The 19,952-nt window shown below is 36.6% G+C and carries 14 protein-coding genes and 5 tRNA genes; 14 read left to right on the forward strand and 5 right to left on the reverse strand.

Going from position 1 to position 19,952, the window contains the following annotated elements:
* Position 1: 1 nt before the first annotated feature.
* The 5 genes from Q0Y61_RS02330 to Q0Y61_RS02350 all read right to left on the reverse strand — a co-directional run bounded on the left by Q0Y61_RS02330 (position 2) and on the right by Q0Y61_RS02350 (position 6,045).
* Positions 2 to 1,117: a glycosyltransferase family 9 protein gene (locus Q0Y61_RS02330; protein WP_297810752.1), complete on the reverse strand. Its 1,116-nt coding sequence runs from the start codon at positions 1,115 to 1,117 to the stop codon at positions 2 to 4.
* A 3-nt stretch (positions 1,118 to 1,120) separates the two neighbouring features.
* Positions 1,121 to 2,692 carry a ribonuclease Y gene (rny, locus tag Q0Y61_RS02335; RefSeq protein ID WP_297810755.1) on the reverse strand — a complete coding sequence of 524 codons (1,572 nt, stop codon included), beginning with the start codon at positions 2,690 to 2,692 and terminating at the stop codon, positions 1,121 to 1,123.
* Between the two features lie 152 nt (positions 2,693 to 2,844).
* On the reverse strand, positions 2,845 to 3,522 hold the full coding sequence (locus tag Q0Y61_RS02340) for a 5-formyltetrahydrofolate cyclo-ligase (RefSeq protein ID WP_297810758.1): 678 nt from the start codon (positions 3,520 to 3,522) through the stop codon (positions 2,845 to 2,847).
* A 2-nt stretch (positions 3,523 to 3,524) separates the two neighbouring features.
* Positions 3,525 to 4,136 carry a hypothetical protein gene (locus Q0Y61_RS02345; RefSeq protein ID WP_297810761.1) on the reverse strand — a complete coding sequence of 204 codons (612 nt, stop codon included), beginning with the start codon at positions 4,134 to 4,136 and terminating at the stop codon, positions 3,525 to 3,527.
* Complete coding sequence (locus tag Q0Y61_RS02350) at positions 4,090 to 6,045, reverse strand: TonB-dependent receptor (protein ID WP_297810764.1); 1,956 nt, start codon at positions 6,043 to 6,045, stop codon at positions 4,090 to 4,092. The genes Q0Y61_RS02345 and Q0Y61_RS02350 overlap by 47 nt, the downstream gene beginning before the upstream one ends.
* 154 nt (positions 6,046 to 6,199) lie before the next feature.
* Here Q0Y61_RS02350 and Q0Y61_RS02355 point away from each other — a divergent pair.
* The 14 genes from Q0Y61_RS02355 (at position 6,200) to Q0Y61_RS02420 (ending at position 19,861) form a co-directional block, all read left to right on the forward strand.
* A tRNA-Thr gene (locus tag Q0Y61_RS02355) sits at positions 6,200 to 6,275 on the forward strand.
* A 55-nt stretch (positions 6,276 to 6,330) separates the two neighbouring features.
* A tRNA-Tyr gene (locus Q0Y61_RS02360) sits at positions 6,331 to 6,415 on the forward strand.
* A 7-nt stretch (positions 6,416 to 6,422) separates the two neighbouring features.
* Positions 6,423 to 6,499, forward strand: a tRNA-Gly gene (locus tag Q0Y61_RS02365).
* A gap of 69 nt (positions 6,500 to 6,568) precedes the next feature.
* Positions 6,569 to 6,643, forward strand: a tRNA-Thr gene (locus Q0Y61_RS02370).
* A 113-nt stretch (positions 6,644 to 6,756) separates the two neighbouring features.
* Positions 6,757 to 7,956: an elongation factor Tu gene (tuf, locus tag Q0Y61_RS02375; RefSeq protein ID WP_297810767.1), complete on the forward strand. Its 1,200-nt coding sequence runs from the start codon at positions 6,757 to 6,759 to the stop codon at positions 7,954 to 7,956.
* Positions 7,957 to 7,964: 8 nt separating this feature from the next.
* Positions 7,965 to 8,135 (forward strand): 50S ribosomal protein L33, encoded by a 171-nt coding sequence (rpmG, locus tag Q0Y61_RS02380; protein ID WP_034290214.1) that lies wholly within the window; start codon positions 7,965 to 7,967, stop codon positions 8,133 to 8,135.
* Between the two features lie 37 nt (positions 8,136 to 8,172).
* Positions 8,173 to 8,248 (forward strand) — tRNA-Trp (locus Q0Y61_RS02385).
* Between the two features lie 30 nt (positions 8,249 to 8,278).
* A complete protein-coding gene (secE, locus tag Q0Y61_RS02390; RefSeq protein WP_297810771.1) occupies positions 8,279 to 8,458 on the forward strand; it encodes a preprotein translocase subunit SecE in 180 nt (59 codons plus the stop codon).
* A 22-nt stretch (positions 8,459 to 8,480) separates the two neighbouring features.
* Positions 8,481 to 9,005 carry a transcription termination/antitermination protein NusG gene (nusG, locus tag Q0Y61_RS02395; protein WP_297810854.1) on the forward strand — a complete coding sequence of 175 codons (525 nt, stop codon included), beginning with the start codon at positions 8,481 to 8,483 and terminating at the stop codon, positions 9,003 to 9,005.
* A gap of 22 nt (positions 9,006 to 9,027) precedes the next feature.
* Positions 9,028 to 9,453, forward strand: coding sequence for a 50S ribosomal protein L11 (gene rplK / locus Q0Y61_RS02400; protein ID WP_297810774.1), 426 nt, complete (start codon positions 9,028 to 9,030; stop codon positions 9,451 to 9,453).
* A 23-nt stretch (positions 9,454 to 9,476) separates the two neighbouring features.
* Complete coding sequence (gene rplA / locus Q0Y61_RS02405; RefSeq protein WP_297810777.1) at positions 9,477 to 10,181, forward strand: 50S ribosomal protein L1; 705 nt, start codon at positions 9,477 to 9,479, stop codon at positions 10,179 to 10,181.
* 91 nt (positions 10,182 to 10,272) lie between these two features.
* Complete coding sequence (gene rplJ, locus Q0Y61_RS02410; protein WP_297810780.1) at positions 10,273 to 10,755, forward strand: 50S ribosomal protein L10; 483 nt, start codon at positions 10,273 to 10,275, stop codon at positions 10,753 to 10,755.
* A 16-nt stretch (positions 10,756 to 10,771) separates the two neighbouring features.
* A complete protein-coding gene (gene rplL, locus Q0Y61_RS02415; RefSeq protein ID WP_297810783.1) occupies positions 10,772 to 11,146 on the forward strand; it encodes a 50S ribosomal protein L7/L12 in 375 nt (124 codons plus the stop codon).
* A 69-nt stretch (positions 11,147 to 11,215) separates the two neighbouring features.
* Positions 11,216 to 19,861 (forward strand): DNA-directed RNA polymerase subunit beta/beta', encoded by an 8,646-nt coding sequence (locus Q0Y61_RS02420; protein ID WP_297810786.1) that lies wholly within the window; start codon positions 11,216 to 11,218, stop codon positions 19,859 to 19,861.
* Positions 19,862 to 19,952: the final 91 nt, after the last annotated feature.

Consider the following 19,952-nt stretch of genomic DNA (forward strand, 5'->3'; position numbering starts at 1 on the left):
TTTAAGAAAATATTTTCTGCTCCATATTCTTTGATGTAGTTTTTAAGATTTTGTATTTTTTATTCTCATTTATGCTTAATTTTTTTATTAATGTTTCCAACGATTCAAAAATTTGATGAGGAGTAATAAACTCGGGGGATTCTTGTTGGATTTCTATGTGGATTTCTCTATCCTGCAAGATTCCACTTCCTGCAGGAGAAGCACCGCCTAGAAATAAGGCAATACTTGGAATCCCAAGCGCACCGCACAAATGCATAGGACCTGTATCGCCTGTAATAAAACAATGGAGACTTTTTAAAAAATAGGGAAGTTCATCAAGGCTGTATTTTCCGCAATGATTATGGATTCTTTTATGCAAATCTTTTGGAATGAATGAGTAAATTTGGTCGGAATATTCCCTTTCTGATAATGTTCCTGATAAAAATATTGTTGCTGTCGCGTGAGATTCTAAAATCATCGTGGCTAACTTGGCGAAATTTTCTATTCCCCATTCTCTGCGTTCTTTGCTAGTGCGCATTTGGAATCCTATATCCCCCCCCCTCATATTTACGCTAAATGCGTGATATTTGGCTGGGAGTTTCATTTGGATATTGTCATAATTTTCAAGGGTAATGTATGAAAGGCTCTGCAATCTCGCTGGAATAAAATGCGCATACAATGGCAGTTTCGTAGAGAGTAATTGCTCCTTATCGTTATTCCTTGAAGTCTTTAAAATATATTTTGCCCCACTTAAAATAGCCGATGGAATATCCATAGGACCATTGCTGTGAAACATTAATACCAAATCAGGCTTTAAACGTCGCATTTTTAATATGTCGCTAATAAAACTTTTGTATCCTCCTTGATAAACTAAGAAATCATCAACATATTCGTAGTTTTGAAAAAGCGGATAGATGGTTTTAGAGATAAAAAGAGTGATTTTTGCGCTTGGAAAAGCTCGTCTTGTTTGCACTATTGCAGGTGTGCTCATCATTGTATCGCCTAAAGCGGTGTTTGAAAATAAGAGGATATGTTTTATGTTTTGCAGTTTGGTAGGTTGAGGAAGTTTGTGGATTGGGTATTTGGATAAATAAAATCTCACAAACAGATAGACGAAAAAGGTAATAATTTTTTTCAATTTTTACCCTGCCACTGCATAAGCTCTAGTTTCTCGGATTACGCTGACTTTGACTTCACCGGGATATTGCACTTGCGATTCCACTTCTTTGGCGATTTCTTTAGCAAGTAGATAGGATTCATCATCACTTATATCCTCTGATTTCACGATTACGCGCACTTCTCGCCCAGCATTAATGGCATAAGCGTGTAAAACACCCATTTTAGAAGTAGCGATTTTTTCTATCTCGCTGACACGTCTTAAGTAGTTTTCTAACACTTCGCGTCTTGCACCCGGACGTGCTGCAGAGAGTGCGTCAGCCGCACACACTGCAGCAGCCTCAACGCTTTTAATCTCCTCATTTCCGTGGTGTGAGAGGATTGTATTTAATACCACGGGGTGTTCGTTGTATCGTTTTGCGACTTCTGCGCCTAGCTCTACGTGCGTGCCTTTAAATTCGTGTGTGCGGGCTTTACCAATATCGTGTAATAACCCTGCACGTGTGGCAAGCATACAATCTCCTCCAAGCTCTGCTGCAATAATGCCAGCAAGATTTGCCACTTCTAGGCTATGAGTGAGAGCGTTTTGCCCATAACTTGCACGATAACGTAATTTACCAATTAGTCGCTTAATGTCCGGGTGGATTCCATTTAAACCCAAATCTAGCACTACGCGCTCACCCTCTTGATAAACGCTTTCCTCAAAGTCTTCAAGGCATTTTTGGTAAATTTCTTCAATCCGTGCAGGTTGAATCCGCCCATCCTCTACTAAGCGATTAATTGTTTCTACTGCAATTGCACGCCGATAGAGATTATGAGAGCTTACGATAATCACATTGGGTGTATCATCAATGATTATATCCACTCCGCAAATCATTTCTAGACATTTGATATTTCGCCCCTCTTTGCCAATAATACGCGCTTTTAAATCATCGCTTGGCAAGATGATGGTATGAATTAGTCGTTCTGCGGCAAACTCCCCTGCAAAGCGCGAAGTGGCTATGGCTAAGATATAATTTGCTTTTGCCTTTGCTTCTGCTTTTGCGTTTAATTCTTGTTCTCTAATGATTTTTGCACATTCTTGCTCGGATTCCTCTTTGATGTGTTCTAGTAGCATCTTTTTTGCTTCACTTTTGGTCAAACAAGAGATTTTGGATAAATTCTGCGTGAGTTCCTCTAGCTTTTGCTGATAGGATTTTTTAAGGTTTTTGAGTGCATTTTGTTCTTCAAAAAAGGCATTGCGTTCTTTGCTTAACATTTGTTTTTCGTGGTCAAGTTTGCAAAACTCTTTTTCAATGCGTTGTGATTCTTTTAATTTGTCTTTTTCAAAATTTAATAAATTCAACTCATATTCTTTAAAGATTCTAGCAGCCTCTTTGTCGTATTTTTCCTTTGCTTCTATTTCAATATCTTTTGCTTTAATTTTGGATTCTTGCAAAAATTTTTCTGCCTCATATTCTATTGCCTTTGCCTTTGCCTTTGCTTGCTCTAGCAGCACTTCAGACTTTGCGCGTGAGAGTTTGCGTGAGATGAGATAACTACCCCCTCCAGCAATTAAGGCAGACGCAATAGAGCCTGTAATTACCCATATAACCATAATAATGTCCTTAAGTGGGGTTTAGGAAGCAAAAGTATTAAAGAATCAAGTAAAATTATTAAAAGATTTTTTAAAATTTGATAATTTTATAGTTATTGGATTTGCTTACCTAAACTTAATTGATTTGTTTATTTTGTGTTTTGTTGTTAAACTTATTGTATCACTTTAAAACTTTTTGTTTTATAAAAGCATTTGTGTGCTTTTCTCTTGGATAGATTGGATAAAGAAAATGTGCTTTTGATAAGTTTTGAAGGAGTGAGATAATAATCACCTTTAATATCGTAATCTTGAGTAATGATTTTTGTAGTGAAATTAAATTTTCTACAAATAAAAATAATTTTTGGAAGTTTGTTAGAATCTGCACTAAAGAATCTATCATACATTCCTTTGCCAAAACCTATGCGCCTAAATGCTCTATCAACACCAAGCACAGGAATAAGAGCGCAATCAATTTTAGAGCTTTTGATATAGAATAAAGAATCACTGGGTTCATAAATGTCAAATGTATTTTTTGTTAGAGGCAAACGATATTTTACCGCTTTAAAACTCTCTTGATGCACTAGGGGCAAGAAAATCTCCACTCCTTTTTGTTTGCGATAGAATCTTAAAATTTTTCTTATATCAAATTCTAAGGTGAGTGGATAGTAAAAAAGTAAGTTGATAGGACGTTTAGAGCGAAGTTTATGGAATCGTAAAATAGAATCTAGCTGAATTTTAAGATTTTTTTGTAGTTTGTAATCTAGCATATAAGTTTTGTTAGAATCATAAATCTTAGTCAGCTTTGCTTTAAAGATTTTGCGGTAAGTTGCTTTTAAATCTTGAGATTCCATTTCTATCCTCTGGATTTGAAAGAATAATAAAGGGTTAAAAATATAATAAATTGTAACAAAAGTAATAGAAAATGTATCCAATAAACTTGCGATTCTTTTTGCAAAATCCCAAAAAACTCTAAAATTACATAAAATACAAATGCGATTCCAAGTCCTAAAAGATAGCCTATTTGCTTGCATTTATCTAGCCAAGACAGAATCACTTTACGAGAGAAAACAAGTGTCTCTGTGCGCCCTAAATAATCCCCAAAAATAAATCCCACTTGATAAAGTGTATAAATCACAAGAGAGCCCAAAAAGGTGTCAGGGAAAAGCAAATACACCAAAAGATATAAAAAAGGTAGAATCTCTAAACTCAAAAGAATCATTTTATAAGACTTTAGGTTTAAAATTTTGGTATAAAAAAGTGCCAAGATAAACGCTCCAAATGCGAGTGCGATTCCACCAAGTGAGTAAGTTTTAGGGCTTAATGGGGCATAGATTGTAAAAATTGTTCCTAAAGAAACTCCCAAAAAAAAGGAGTTTAGAAGTTTGTAAGTGAGATAAAATCGTAAATGTATCATTGATTTACCAAGTGTATTTAATCCCACCACCAAAAATCCGCTCAAACTCATAAGGATAATATGCCTCACTCACGACAATCGCATTTTTGTGGTCTGTGAGATTTTGCACATAGGCATAAATTTCAAAATCTTTGAGCTTATAACTTGCGGTTAAATTGAGGCTTTGGTAATTGGGGGATTTGGGTAAAACATTATCAAAATCGTTATAATCATACGCTTTAGAACCATATTTATAAGAGATTCCAAGATTGAGCTGTGTAATAGGTGTGTAGTTTAAAGCTGCACCTAAAGTGTGTTGAGAGACACCAGGAATCGTATTGCCCTTATATCCCTCATTGCCACGCATTATTGCATCAACATAGGCATAACTTAGACTAGAATGCACTTGCGCATTAAAATGCGTAGTGAATTTCGCTTCTCCTCCGATTCTATGCGTTTTATCAAGGGTTTGATTCCTAAAAGTTATCGGCTCAAAGTAGGCTTCATCACTTCCTTCAATCCAAAAAAGATTCGCACTTAGCTCGTGGATTCCAAATACACTCTTTGTGCCGATTTGATAAGTATCAAAAGTCGCTGTATCTATGAAATTATTAATATGCCCCTGCAAATCAAACATATAATCCACATTAGGCACTATGAAACTACGAGAATAAGAGGCAAAAAGCGAAGTTTGCGCACTTAAGGGATAATGAAATCCCAGCTCACCACCCAAAAGATTTTCTTGTTTGGATTCGTTGTTTTTACTAATTACTCGTTGCGCGGAGATTCCGCCATTTAAAGTGGAATCCCCAAAATATTTTTCACCATTAAGATAAAGGAGCATTTCATTTACTTGTGCTTTTAAGTCGGGATTCTGGAGCCGTTTGCTTGTGTTAAGTTTTCCACCAATTTCCACCATCAAAGAATCGTTTTTAAATTGAGAGTTAAAATCTCCAAAGATTCCCTTGCCATCATATCGGTTTTGGAAGTTGATAAACTCACTCTTGTTGCGTATTCCTCCGAAATTAACATCTGTTATGATTCTAGAATCTCCAAAGTGCGTGAAGCCTAAATTATAAGCTAAATCCCAACGCTGTTGATGCGTGAAAGTATCTCCTCCCCAAGCATTTGGAAGTGGTGCTTGTGTCGGATTGCTATCAAATTGTGCTTTACTTAGAGGACTTGCATATTTAATAGCATATTTGGAATAGTTGAGATTAGACTTTAAAATGGTGGAATCGTTAGGATGGTAAAAGGCTGTGATTCCACCATTTTTATTATAGCCGCCGTTTTTTTCCTCGCTTCCTTGAGTGATGAGTTGCTCTCCCCTGTTATGTTGGTATTGCCCAAATGCTCCAATGTTCAAAGTATCTCCTACATAGCGTGAAAAAAACTGCGAATTTTGGCTATTATAACTCGCATAATTTAGATTTAACGCACCTCCACCTTTGCGATTTGTAGTGATTTTTAGAATTCCGCTTACTGCACCATTGCCGTATTTTGTCGTGCCTTTACCTCGGATAATTTCTATCTTTTGGATAGAATCTAGCGGAATATTGCTTAAAGACACAGGTGTAGAATCAATATTATTTAAACGCATTCCATCTACGATAATAGTAAGACTTTTATGTGCATTTTGTCCAAATCCGCGCAAATCAATATTTGCAGTGTAAGGATTGCCATAATTTGTTGTAACTTTGAGTAGAGAATGTTGATTTAAGAAGTTGTAGATATTTTGAGCATTGGATTGTTGAATCTCCTCTGCGCTAAATTCTTCTTTGAAATCCACATTTTCTACAAACTCTTCTACGTGGGTAATAGAAAGCTTAAGGTTTTGAGATTCTACCTCTTGAGATTTTTCATTCAATGCAATATTTTGACTCTGTGCAAGCAGTGCGCTATTAAGTGCTAAAATCGCCGTGAGTGAAAAATATTTCTTTCTAAAACCTTTAGGATAAAGATTTTTGTAGTTGTGTTTCATAAATTTAGAAACTCCTTTTTTAAAAATAGCTTCATTGTAAAACAAGGCGGTGCAATTATACATAAAATTAACATTAAAGTATTGACAATTAAAATAAAAAGTAGTAAAATCTCGTCTCGTTTTCGTTTATGAAAATGCAAATGTTATGTAAAACGCTGGCGTAGCTCAGTTGGTAGAGCAGCTGCCTTGTAAGCAGCAGGCCGGGGGTTCGAGTCCCTTTGCCAGCTCCATAAAATTTATATAATTTTCAGTGTTTGACCAGTTTTTAATATTTTGAATAATTGGGGTGAGATACTCAAGTGGCCAACGAGGGCAGACTGTAAATCTGCTGTTTATGACTTCCGTGGTTCGAATCCACGTCTCACCACCATAGCCATGCGGGAGTAGCTCAGTTGGCTAGAGCATCAGCCTTCCAAGCTGAGGGTCGCGGGTTCGAGCCCCGTTTCCCGCTCCATACTGGGAGCTGATTCTACGAAATCTTCATTTAATCAGCAAAACACTATTATTTATTTTTATTGGTTATGCCCATATAGCTCAGTGGCAGAGCACTTCCTTGGTAAGGAAGAGGCCGGCGGTTCAATCCCGCTTATGGGCTCCAGTTTTTCAAAGATTGCGATGGAATTGTAGAAAATGTTACGATTCTTAATTTTAAAATTGGTAAAAATAGTGTAGAATTACCGCTATTTAACTTAAAATTATTAGGAGAAGCTTATGGCTAAGGAAAAATACGTTAAGTCTAAACCCCATGTAAATATCGGAACAATTGGGCATGTTGACCACGGCAAAACAACTTTAAGTGCTGCAATTTCTGCTGTTCTATCCACAAAAGGTCTAGCAGAATTGAAAGATTATGATAATATTGACAATGCTCCAGAGGAAAAAGAGCGTGGTATTACGATCGCAACCTCACATATTGAGTATGAAACAGAAAAAAGACACTACGCACACGTAGATTGCCCCGGACACGCGGATTATGTTAAGAATATGATTACAGGTGCTGCGCAAATGGACGGAGCGATTCTAGTTGTTTCTGCTGCAGATGGTCCAATGCCACAAACAAGAGAGCATATTCTTTTGTCTCGCCAAGTTGGTGTTCCTTACATTGTAGTGTTTATGAATAAACAAGATATGGTAGATGATGAAGAGTTACTAGAATTAGTAGAAATGGAAATTAGAGAGCTTTTATCAAGTTATGAATTTCCAGGTGATGATACACCTATCGTCGCTGGTTCAGCACTTAAAGCATTAGAAGAAGCAAAATCTGGTGCATTAGGTGAATGGAGTGAGAAAATTATGAAACTTATGGACGCAGTAGATGAGTATATTCCAACTCCAGTGCGCGAAACAGATAAAACTTTCTTGATGCCTATTGAAGACGTCTTCTCTATTGCAGGTCGTGGAACAGTTGTTACAGGAAGAATTGAAAGAGGTATTGTAAAAGTTGGTGATGAAATTGAAATTGTAGGAATTCGTCCAACACAAAAGACAACTGTAACAGGTGTTGAAATGTTTAGAAAAGAGCTTGACCAAGGTGAAGCGGGAGATAATGTTGGTGTCTTGTTAAGAGGAACCAAAAAAGAAGAGGTTGAAAGAGGTATGGTTCTATGTAAGCCGTCATCTATCACTCCACACAAAAAGTTTGAAGGTGAAATCTATGTCTTATCTAAAGATGAAGGTGGAAGGCATACGCCATTCTTTAATGGTTATAGACCACAATTCTATGTTAGAACAACAGACATTACAGGTTCAATTACATTACCAGAAGGTGTAGAAATGGTAATGCCTGGGGATAACATTAAAATTACCGTTGAATTAATCAATCCAATTGCACTAGAAGATGGAACACGTTTTGCAATTCGTGAAGGTGGTAGAACCGTTGGTGCAGGTGTTGTTACAAAAATCATTGAATAGGCTAAATTATGGCTAAAGGTAATCGTGTAAAAATCGGACTCAAATGCTCTGAATGCGGCGACATTAATTACAGCACTGTAAAAAATGCAAAAACCACGACAGAAAAACTGGAGCTTAAAAAGTTCTGCCCAAGACTAAATAAACATACCATTCACAAAGAAGTGAAATTAAAAAGCTAAGGGAATTTTCCTTAGCACCCATACTTAATAAATTTATAGGTCAGTAGCTCCAATGGTAGAGCGTCGGTCTCCAAAACCGAATGCTGGGGGTTCGAGTCCCTCCTGGCCTGCCATTTTTGGAATAAAGAGAGACAAGCAAAGTTATGAAAAAACTAATTAGTTATTATAGACTATCTAAAGAAGAACTATCTAAAGTAATCTTTCCTACAAAAGAACAAGTAAGAAATGCTTTTATTTCTGTTATTGTTGTTGTAACAGTCATTGCTCTATTTTTAGCATTAGTTGATTTCATTCTTGGTAGTTTTGTTTCAAGTATTTTATAATTATTAGGATTTGTTTATGGCGTTGTATTGGTATGCAATTCAAACATATTTTGGTAGTGAGCAAGCTGTAAAGCGTGGCATTGAAAATCTCGTTAAAGAACATCATCTAGAAGAGAGGCTCACAGATATTGTTGTTCCCACAGAAGATATTATTGAAGTGAAAAACAATAAGAAAAAAATTAGTGAGAGAAGTCTTTATCCGGGATATGTTTTTATCAAAGTTGATCTTGATACTGCATTATGGCATACCATTCAATCTTTACCAAAAGTTAGTCGTTTTATTGGCGAGGCAAAAAAACCTACACCTTTAAGTGAAGCGGATATTAATCATATTATTGAAAAAGTGCAGAATCGCGCAGCCCCTAAACCGAAAATTATTTTTGAAACAGGAGAAGTTGTCCGAATTATTGAAGGTCCTTTTGCGAACTTTACAGGCACAGTCGAAGAATATGATATGGAGCATAGAAAGTTAAAATTGAATGTTTCAATCTTTGGTCGTAGCACTCCAATTGAAATACTTTATTCACAAGTGGAAAAAATAGTTTAATAACTAAAAACAAGGATAAGTTATGGCAAAAAAAATTATTGGCGAACTTAAGCTTCAAATCCCTGCTGGAAAAGCTAATCCATCGCCACCTGTAGGTCCAGCATTAGGGCAACGTGGTGTCAATATTATGGAATTTTGCAAAGCATTTAATGAAAAAACAAAGGATATGGGAAACTTTAACATTCCTGTGATTATTACGGTTTATCAAGATAAAAGTTTTACATTTATTACTAAAAAACCCCCTGTTACTGATTTAATTAAAAAAGCGGCAGGAATCCAAAAAGGTTCAGACAATCCTCTAAAAAATAAAGTAGGAAAGCTTACAAAAGCTCAAGTTTTAGACATTGTTAAAACAAAAATGGACGATTTAAATGCAAATACACAAGAGGCAGCAGTTAAGATTGTTGAAGGAAGTGCTCGTAGTATGGGCATTGAAGTTGTAGATTAAAAAGACGCGTTGGAGTATAAAATATGGCAAAAAAATTAACAAAAAGAATGCAAAATCTCATCAATAAGGTAGATTGTAAAAAAATATACGATATTACAACCGCTTCTGCAACTGTTAAATCTTTGGCATCAGCTAAGTTTGATGAAACGGTTGAAGTTGCATTAAGTTTGGGTGTTGATCCAAGACACGCAGACCAAATGATTCGTGGAGCTGTTGTATTGCCTAATGGCACAGGTAAAAGTGTGCGTGTAGCAGTTTTTGCAAAAGGTGCCAAAGCAGATGAAGCAAAGGCGGCAGGTGCAGACATTGTAGGCGATGAAGATTTAGTAGAACAAATCAAAAATGGAGATTTGAATTTTGATATAGTGATTGCAACACCTGATATGATGGCGCTTGTAGGTAAAGTAGGTAGGATTTTAGGACCAAAAGGTTTAATGCCAAACCCTAAAACAGGCACTGTTACATTAGAAGTGTCCAAAGCCGTTAGCAATGCAAAAAGTGGGCAAGTTAATTATCGTGTGGATAAAAAAGGTATTGTGCATGCACCTGTTGGGAAAGCAAGTTTTGAGGCAAAAAAACTTGAGGAAAATATTATCGCATTAGTAAAAAATATTAATAAACAAAAACCAGCAAGTGCTAAAGGCAAATATATTAAAAATGCAACATTATCTTTGACAATGAGTCCATCTGTAACGCTGGATGCTCAAGAATTAATGGATATGAAATAATTTATTCTTGTTTTTATCTTAGGCTAATGACTATGGGGGCAAATGCTTAAAAATTACCCTATATAAGTCTTTCGTCTGAAAGGAGGTTAAAATGACAAAAGTAGAAAAAACTGCTCTAATTGAAAATCTTACTACTGATTTTAAGGCGTCTAATGCTATTGCAGTATGCGATTATAAAGGGTTAAGCGTTAAGCAATTAGAATCTTTAAGAGCCAATGCAAGAGAGCAAAAGATTAAAGTCCAAGTGATTAAAAATACACTTGCTTCTATCGCATTTAAAAATTTTGGAGTTGAAGATTTAGAGTTAAAAGAGAATAATATTTTTGTTTGGGGCGAAGACCAGATTTCTTTAGCTAAAACAATTTGTAAATTCTCAGATTCTGTGGGTGGTAAGCTTGTAATCAAAGCGGGCTATTTTGAGGGTGAAATTGTAGATGCAAAATATATTGAAGCTGTTTCAAAATTACCTTCTAAAGAAGAGCTTATTGGTATGTTGTTGTCCGTTTGGACTGCTCCTGCTCGTTACTTTGTTACAGGGTTGGATAATTTACGCAAACAAAAAGAAACACAATAAATTTTAGGAGAAAATTATGGCAATTTCAAAAGAAGATGTATTAGAGTATATCGGGAATCTTTCTGTTATGGAGCTTTCAGAGCTTGTGAAAGCGTTTGAAGAAAAGTTTGGTGTTTCAGCAGCACCAACTGTTGTTGCAGGTGCAGCAGCTGCAGGTGGTGCAGCAGCCGTAGAAGAAAAAACGGAATTTGATATTATCTTAACCGATAGTGGTGATAAAAAGATTAATGTCATCAAAGTAGTGCGTGAGGTAACAGGTCTTGGCTTAAAAGAAGCAAAAGATGCAGTGGAGAAAACTCCATTTACCGTTAAAGAGGGTATTAAAAAAGAAGATGCAGATGCAATCAAAGCAAAATTTGAAGAAGCAGGTGCTAAAGTCGATATTAAATAATTTTAGGGAGATTTTTTCTCCCTTTCATTTTTCTTCCAAAATTCTACAATTATATATGAGGTAATAAATATGCCAGTAAGTTTAAAATCCGGAAATAGATTAAGAGTTGATTTTACTAAAATCCCTCAAAACATTGCTGTTCCAAATTTGCTCCAATTACAAAGAAATAGTTATGATACTTTTTTGATGGCACAAGATGGAGGTGAATCTGGAATTGAAAAGGTTTTTAAATCTATTTTTCCAATACACGATGCACAAAATAGAATCAGCCTTGAATATGCAGGTTGTGAATATGGTAAGCCCCGCTACACCGTTAGAGAAGCTATGGAGAGAGGTTTAACTTACTCAATTCCCTTGAAGATAAAAATCCGATTGGTGCTTTGGGAGAGAGATGAAAAGACAGGTGAAAAGTTAGGCATTAAGGATATTAAAGAACAAAGTATTTTTGTGCGTGAAATTCCATTAATGACCGATAGAACGAGCTTTATTATCAATGGTGTAGAGCGTGTAGTTGTTAATCAGTTGCACAGAAGCCCTGGTGTCATTTTTAAAGAAGAGGAATCTACAAGCGCTTCTAACAAGCTAGTTTATACAGGACAGATTATTCCAGATAGAGGCTCTTGGTTGTATTTTGAATATGATGCAAAAGATGCTCTGTTCGTGCGCGTCAATAAACGCAGAAAAGTGCCCGTAACCATCTTGTTTCGTGCATTGGGCTATTCACGTCAAGATATTTTAAAGATGTTTTACCCGCTTTTGAATATCAAATTTAAAGGGGGAAAATATCTGATTGCTTTTGACCCAGAAGAGTTTGTAGGACGTGTAGAATTTGATATTAAAGATTCTAAAGGAAATTTGATTATTGCAGCAGGTAAGCGTCTAACAGCCAAAAAGGCAAAGACACTTAAAGAAGAAAAGCTAAATATGATTGAGTATCCCATAGATATTTTAATGGAACGTTATTTAGCAGAGCCAATTATTCATAAAGAAAGTGGGGAGGTATTATTTGACGCACTGACATTGATGGACGAAAGTAAGCTCAAAAAACTTGCAGAGCTAAATATCAATGATTTTGTAATTGCCAATGATTTGGCAGTAGGTGTAGATGCGTCTGTGATTAATGCTTTTATTGCTGATGCAGAATCACTAAAGCTTTTAAAACAAACTGAAAAGATTGAAAATGAAAACGACTTAGCAACGATTCGCATCTATAAAGTAATGCGTCCGGGTGAGCCGGTTACAAAAGAAGCAGCAAAGCAATTTGTGCAACAACTCTTTTTTGACCCAGAGCGATATGATTTAACCCGTGTAGGGCGTATGAAAATGAATCATAAATTGGATATTGGTGTCCCAGATTATGTTACGGTTCTGACGCACGAAGATATTATTAAAACCGTGCGTTATCTGATTCACGTTAAAAATGGACAAGGACGCATTGACGATAGAGACCATTTGGGGAATCGTAGAATCCGTGCTATTGGTGAGCTTCTAGCAAATGAACTCCATACGGGATTAGTAAAGATGCAAAAAGCGATTCGTGATAAACTCTCTACTATTAGCACAGGTTTGGAAGAATTAATGCCTCATGATTTGGTGAATTCTAAAATGATAACTGGCACAATTTTAGAGTTTTTTACAGGTGGGCAACTTTCACAATTTATGGACCAAACGAATCCTCTTTCTGAAGTAACACATAAAAGGAGACTTTCTGCTTTAGGTGAAGGAGGCTTAGTAAAAGAAAGAGCAGGGTTTGAAGTGCGAGATGTGCATCCAACGCATTATGGGAGAATCTGTCCAATTGAAACACCAGAGGGACAAAATATCGGTTTAATTAATACGCTTTCTACTTATGCAAAAGTGAATGAACTAGGATTCATTGAAGCACCTTATCGTAAAGTCATTGATGGTAAGGTAACTGATGAAATTGTTTATTTGACTGCTACACAAGAAGAAGGGGCAGTGATTGCGCCCGCAAGCACTTTATTAACAAGTAATCAAATGATTAAAGAAGAATTGATTGAAGTAAGAAAAGATGGTGAGATTGCGCTTATGGAATCTAAAAAAGTGGATTTGATTGATTTAAGTCCTAGAATGGTTGTCGGGGTTGCCGCGAGTTTGATTCCATTTTTAGAACACGATGATGCAAACCGAGCGCTTATGGGTTCTAATATGCAACGTCAAGCGGTGCCTTTGCTGAATCCTGACGCACCTGTTGTTGGCACAGGAATTGAAAAAATCGTTGCAAGAGATTCTTGGGAAGCGACTAAAGCAATACGTGCTGGAATCGTAGAAAAAGTAGATTCTAAGAATATCTATGTATTAGGTGAAGATGAAAATGGGGCTTTTATTGACCATTATTCTTTGCAAAAAAACCTACGCACAAATCAAAATACTTCATTTTCTCAGCGTCCAATCGTTAAGGCAGGCGATAATGTAGAAGTGGGTCAAGTGATTGCAGATGGTCCTAATATGGACCAAGGTGAGTTAGCATTGGGTAAAAATATTCGTGTAGCTTTTATGCCGTGGAATGGATACAACTTTGAAGATGCGATTGTAGTGAGTGAGAAGTTGATTCGCAATGATGCTTTTACTTCTATTCATATTTATGAAAAAGAGATTGAAGCAAGGGAGCTAAAGCACGGAGTGGAAGAAATCACTAGAGATATTCCAAATATTCGCGAAGAAGAGCTTGCACACCTTGATGAAAGCGGAATCGTAAAAATCGGCACTTATGTAAGTGGTGGAATGATTTTGGTTGGTAAAGCATCTCCTAAGGGGGAAGTGAAGCCAACACCAGAAGAGCGATTACTTCGTGCAATTTTTGGTGAAAAGGCGGGACACGTAGTCAATAAATCCCTTTATTGTCCGCCAAGTTTAGAGGGAACAGTGGTAGATGTCAAGATTTTTACAAAGAAGGGCTATGATAAAGACCGCAGAGCAATTGTTGCCTATGAAGAAGAAAAGGCACGTTTGGATTTAGAACATCACGATAAACTTTTAATGCTAGATAGGGAAGAAGCCTTACGCATTAGCTCTATTCTTTCTAAAGAAAAATTAACAAACAATGCAAAAGTAGGAGATAAGGAATATAAAAAAGGCGAGGTAATTCCAAGAAGTGAGTTGGAAAATGTCAATCGTTTCGCTATGGGAATGTTAATTAAAAGCTATTCAAAAGAGATTCAAAATAAATATGATTCTTTAAAAGGCAACTTTTTAGAGCAGAAAAAAAGCTTAAGCGAAGAACACGAAGAGAAACTTTCTATCATTGAAAAAGATGATATTTTACCAAGTGGTGTCATCAAGCTTGTTAAGATTTATGTTGCAACAAAACGCAAGTTAAAAGTTGGTGATAAAATGGCGGGACGACACGGAAACAAAGGAATTGTTTCTAATATCGTTCCAGAAGTGGATATGCCTTATACTCAAGATGGTCGTCCGGTTGAGATTGTGCTTAATCCTCTAGGTGTGCCTAGTCGTATGAATATCGGACAGATTTTAGAAGTGCATTTAGGTCTAGTTGGTAAGCAATTAGGGGAGCAAATCGCAAATGTGTTTGAAGAGGAGAAAAGCAAATGGGCAAGTGAGCTTAGAATTAAAATGCAAGAGATTGCCGAAAATTCTGGAATGAAAAGTTCTAAAGCATTTTTGGAAAAATTGAGCAATGAAGAATTATTAAGCTTTGCCAAAGATTGGAGCAAAGGCGTTAAGTTCGCAACTCCTGTTTTTGAGGGAGTTAATGCGCAAGAATTTGAAAAACTTTTTGCACTTGCTAAAATTGATAGTGATGGTAAAACCGAGCTTTATGATGGGCGCACAGGTGAAAAAATGATGGAACGTGTCAATGTTGGCTATATGTATATGTTAAAACTTCATCACTTAGTAGATGAAAAAGTTCATGCAAGAAGCACAGGACCTTATAGCCTTGTAACACAACAACCTGTTGGAGGTAAGGCACTCTTTGGAGGACAAAGATTCGGTGAAATGGAGGTTTGGGCATTAGAAGCCTATGGCGCAGCACATACTTTAAAAGAAATGCTTACGATTAAATCTGATGATGTAGAAGGACGCGTGAAAGCTTATAAGGCGATTACTAGAGGTGAAGCAGTCAAAGAATCAGAGATTCCAGAGACCTTTTATGTTTTAACCAAAGAACTTCAAAGTTTAGCATTAGATGTGAATGTATTTGCGAAAAGTAAAGATAGCACAGAGGAAGTTGTAGCCATTAAAGAAGATAACCGCCCAAGTGATTTTAATGCTTTTCAACTCTTGCTTGCAAGCCCAGAGAAAATTCGTAGTTGGAGTAATGGAGAAGTTAAAAAACCAGAAACGATTAACTATCGGACATTAAAACCTGAACGTGATGGGTTGTTTTGCGCTAAAATTTTTGGACCTGTTAGGGATTATGAATGTTTGTGCGGTAAATACAAAAAAATGCGCTACAAGGGAATTGTATGTGAAAAGTGTGGTGTAGAAGTAACTAGTTCCAAAGTGCGCCGTTCAAGAATGGGACATATTGAGCTTGTAACCCCCGTGGCGCATATTTGGTATGTGAATTCATTGCCCAGTAGAATCGGAACTTTACTTGGCGTTAAAATGAAAGATTTAGAACGTGTGTTGTATTATGAAGCTTATATTGTTAAACAACCTGGTGAGGCTTATTATGATAATGAGGGGACAAAACCAGTTGCTAAATATGATGTTTTAAATGAAGAGCAATACCAAAGTCTTTCTCAACGTTTTGAACATACAGGGTTTATCGCACAAATGGGAGGTGAAGCGGTAAAAGATTTACTAGAAGGGATTGATTTAGTGGATTTGATTCAAGAATTAAAAGAAGCCATTAAAGCAACCAATTCGGAGGCTAAAAAGAAAACAATTATTAAACGTTTAAAAGTAGTGGAGAGTTTTGTAGTATCAGGTGGGCAAAATCGTCCAGAATGGATGATGCTAACGGTTCTGCCTGTGCTTCCACCAGACTTACGCCCATTAGTAGCCTTAGATGGTGGGAAGTTTGCCGTGAGTGATGTGAATGACCTTTATCGTCGTGTTATCAACCGCAATCAGCGCTTGAAACGACTAATTGAATTAGATGCACCAGAGATTATTGTGCGTAATGAAAAGCGTATGCTTCAAGAATCTGTAGATGCACTTTTTGATAATGGACGTAATGCAAATGCAGTTAAAGGAGCGAATAAACGACCGCTTAAATCATTATCTGAAATTATTAAGGGTAAGCAAGGGAGATTCCGCCAAAATTTACTTGGAAAGCGTGTGGATTTCTCTGGACGTTCCGTCATTGTTGTAGGACCAAATTTACGTATGGATCAATGTGGATTGCCAAAAAATATGGCATTAGAACTCTTTAAGCCACACATTTTGGCAAAATTAGAAGAAAAGGGTTATGCAACCACATTGAAACAGGCTAAAAAAATGATTGAACAAAAAACGAATGAAGTGTGGGAGTGTTTGCAAGAAATCGTTATGAATTATCCGATTATGTTAAACCGCGCACCGACTTTGCATAAACAATCTATTCAAGCTTTCCACCCAAAATTAATTGATGGCAAGGCAATTCAATTACACCCTTTAGTGTGTGCTGCTTTTAATGCGGACTTTGATGGAGACCAAATGGCAGTGCATGTGCCACTTTCTCAAGAGGCAATTACAGAATGTAAGCTTTTAATGTTGAGCTGTATGAATATCCTTTTGCCCGCAAGTGGTAAAGCAGTTACGGTCCCTAGTCAAGATATGGTTTTGGGGCTTTATTACCTTTCTCTCGCAAAAGAGGATTCTAAAGGTGAGCATAAGTTATTTTCCAATATTGAACAAATCTATATTGCTTTAGAAGCAGATGTTGTAGGGATTGGTTCTAAAGTGCGTGCATTTGTGGAAGATAGAATCGTTAATACAACCATTGGTAGAATGATTTTAAAATCTATTTTACCGGATTTTGTGCCTGCGCATTTGTGGAATAAGGTGCTAAAGAAAAAAGACATTGCGACTTTGATTGATTATGTTTATAAAGAAGGTGGTGTGGGTATCACAGCAAATTTCTTGGATAATCTTAAAAACTTGGGATTCAAATACGCAACTAAAGCGGGGATTTCTATTTCTGCTGATGATATTATTGTGCCAAGCAGTAAAAATAAGGTTGTAGAAGGGGCTAAGAAAAAGGTAAAAGATATTCAATCACAATTTGGGGCGGGTTTATTAACAGAGCAAGAACGTTATAATAAGATTATTGATGTTTGGACAGATACCAATAATGCGTTAGGTAATGAAATGATGAAACTCATTGAAAATGATAAAGCAGGCTTCAATTCTATTTATATGATGGCAGATTCTGGTGCTAGAGGTAGCACAGGGCAGATTAGACAACTTTCTGCTATGAGGGGACTTATGGCAAAACCAGATGGAACAATTATTGAAACACCCATTACTTCCAACTTCAAAGAGGGCTTGAATGTTTTAGAGTATTTTATTTCTACACACGGCGCACGTAAAGGTTTGGCAGATACTGCTTTGAAAACTGCTAATGCGGGTTATTTGACAAGGAAACTCATTGATGTGAGCCAAAATGTAAAAGTGGTGGTAGATGATTGTGGGACAAATGAGGGAATTGAGGTTACCGATATTACTGTAGGTAGCGAATTGATTGAGTCATTAGAGGAAAGAATCTTTGGACGTGTGATTGCAGAAAATATCATTGACCCAATTACAAATGAAGTTTTAATCAGTGAAGGCATAATGATTGATGAGGAAAAAGCACGCAAAGTGAAAGAAGCAGGAGTAAAATCCGTAATTATTCGCACACCTGTTACTTGTAAAGCCGAGAAAGGTGTATGTGCGAAATGTTATGGTCTCAACCTTGGAGAGTCTAAAATATCTAAGATTGGTGAAGCCGTAGGAGTAGTTGCTGCACAATCTATTGGTGAGCCAGGAACACAGCTTACGCTAAGAACTTTCCATATCGGTGGAACTGCAAGTAGAAGTCAAGAAGAGCATCAAGTCATTGCCGAAAAAGAGGGCTTTATCCGTTACTATAATGTTAAGACTTATAGGAATCGTGAAGGCAAAATGATTGTTTCTAACAGAAGAAACGCTGCGATTCTATTGGTAGAGCCAAAGATTAAAGCACCTTTTGAAGGTGAATTAAAAGTGGATGTGGTGCATGACGAAGTGATTGTTTCAGTTATTGGAGAGAAAGAAACTGCGAAATTTACACTTAGAAAGTCTGATGTTGCAAAACCAAATGAGTTAGCGGGAGTTACAGGTAAAATTGAAGGCAAGTTTTATATCCCATATCCTAGCGGACATTATGTGCGTGATGAGGGAAGTATCGTAGATATTATTCAAGACAGCTGGAATATTCCTAATAGAATCTCTTATGCAAGTAATTTGAAAGTTGAGGATAATGCACCCATCACACAAAAGATTTATGCAAGAGAAGAGGGAATCGTAAAGTATTATTACTTGCAAGGAGATCATTTAGAGCGATACCGTGCGCTTCAAAAGGGTGAAGAAATTACAGAAAAAGGTGTATTTGCTGTGATTGCTGATGAGTATGACCAAGAAGCAGCAAGACACTATATCGCAAGAGGCTCTATCATTGAAGTGCAGGATAATCAGAATGTTGAGAAAAACACATTAATTGCTAAACCCAAAAGCGATGAGCATATTGTAATTGCAGATTGGGATCCTTATTCTAATCCAATCATTGCAGAAGAAGCGGGGACGATTAAATTTGAAGACATTATCCCCGGACTTACTGTATCAGAACAAACAGATGAATTAACAGGTCAAACACGATTGGTGGTTAATGAATTTATTGCAAGCGCACATAAACCAACTCTTGTTCTATCCACTGCTAATGGAGGCTTGATTCGCTATACCTTAGACCCAAAAACGGCTATTTTTATTTCTGATGGTGCAAAAGTAGAAATGGCAGACATTTTGGCTAAAACTCCTAAAGCACTTGTAAAGTCAAAAGACATTACAGGAGGTTTGCCAAGAGTTTCCGAATTGTTTGAAGCAAGAAAACCAAAAGACCCAGCAGTATTAGCAGAAATTGATGGAACCGTAAGTTATGGTAAACCAATTCGTGGAAAAGAAAGAATTATTGTTACGGCTAATGATGGCAGAGTCGCGGAATATTTGATTGATAAATCCAAACAAATTCTTGTTTATGAAGGAGAATTTGTCCATGCAGGGGAAGCAATCACAGAAGGTATTGTTGCTAGTCAAGATATTTTGCGTATTGGTGGAGAAAAAGAGCTTTATAAATACATTGTGAGTGAAGTACAACAAGTTTATAGGCGTCAAGGAGTAAGTATTGCGGATAAACATATTGAAATTATTGTTTCGCAAATGCTAAGACAGGTAAAAATTTATGATAGTGGTAATACAAAGTTTATTGAAGGAGATTTAGTAAGCAAACGGCATTTTAAAGAAGAAAATGCACGAATTATTAAAATGGGTGGAATCCCGGCTATTGCTGAACCTGTGCTACTAGGGATTACACGTGCAGCAATTGGTAGCGATTCAGTGATTTCTGCAGCATCATTCCAAGAAACTACAAAGGTGCTTACAGAAGCAAGTATCGCGGCAAAAATTGACCATTTAGAAGACTTGAAAGAAAACATCGTATTGGGTCGTATGATTCCGGTTGGGACGGGTATTTACAAAGGTAAAAAGGTTAAGATTAAAGAAAATTAAAAGGCGAATTAAGGTTATTTAGACCTTAATTTAAGTAAAAATAAAGTGTGATTTGCTTATAATCCGCTTCATTTTCTCTATTAAATAATTT

The organism is uncultured Helicobacter sp., from assembly GCF_947367035.1.
Classification (GTDB): Bacteria; Campylobacterota; Campylobacteria; order Campylobacterales; family Helicobacteraceae; genus Helicobacter_D.

Coding starts and splice junctions, on each gene's coding strand:
- Q0Y61_RS02420 (WP_297810786.1), top strand. CDS start 11,216: ATGCCAGTAAGTTTAAAATCCGGAAATAGATTAAGAGTTGATTTTACT.
- rny (WP_297810755.1), bottom strand. CDS start 2,692: ATGGTTATATGGGTAATTACAGGCTCTATTGCGTCTGCCTTAATTGCT.
- tuf (WP_297810767.1), top strand. CDS start 6,757: ATGGCTAAGGAAAAATACGTTAAGTCTAAACCCCATGTAAATATCGGA.
- rplA (WP_297810777.1), top strand. CDS start 9,477: ATGGCAAAAAAATTAACAAAAAGAATGCAAAATCTCATCAATAAGGTA.
- secE (WP_297810771.1), top strand. CDS start 8,279: ATGAAAAAACTAATTAGTTATTATAGACTATCTAAAGAAGAACTATCT.
- Q0Y61_RS02345 (WP_297810761.1), bottom strand. CDS start 4,136: ATGAGTTTGAGCGGATTTTTGGTGGTGGGATTAAATACACTTGGTAAA.
- Q0Y61_RS02340 (WP_297810758.1), bottom strand. CDS start 3,522: ATGGAATCTCAAGATTTAAAAGCAACTTACCGCAAAATCTTTAAAGCA.
- Q0Y61_RS02350 (WP_297810764.1), bottom strand. CDS start 6,045: ATGAAACACAACTACAAAAATCTTTATCCTAAAGGTTTTAGAAAGAAA.
- rplL (WP_297810783.1), top strand. CDS start 10,772: ATGGCAATTTCAAAAGAAGATGTATTAGAGTATATCGGGAATCTTTCT.
- rplJ (WP_297810780.1), top strand. CDS start 10,273: ATGACAAAAGTAGAAAAAACTGCTCTAATTGAAAATCTTACTACTGAT.
- rplK (WP_297810774.1), top strand. CDS start 9,028: ATGGCAAAAAAAATTATTGGCGAACTTAAGCTTCAAATCCCTGCTGGA.
- rpmG (WP_034290214.1), top strand. CDS start 7,965: ATGGCTAAAGGTAATCGTGTAAAAATCGGACTCAAATGCTCTGAATGC.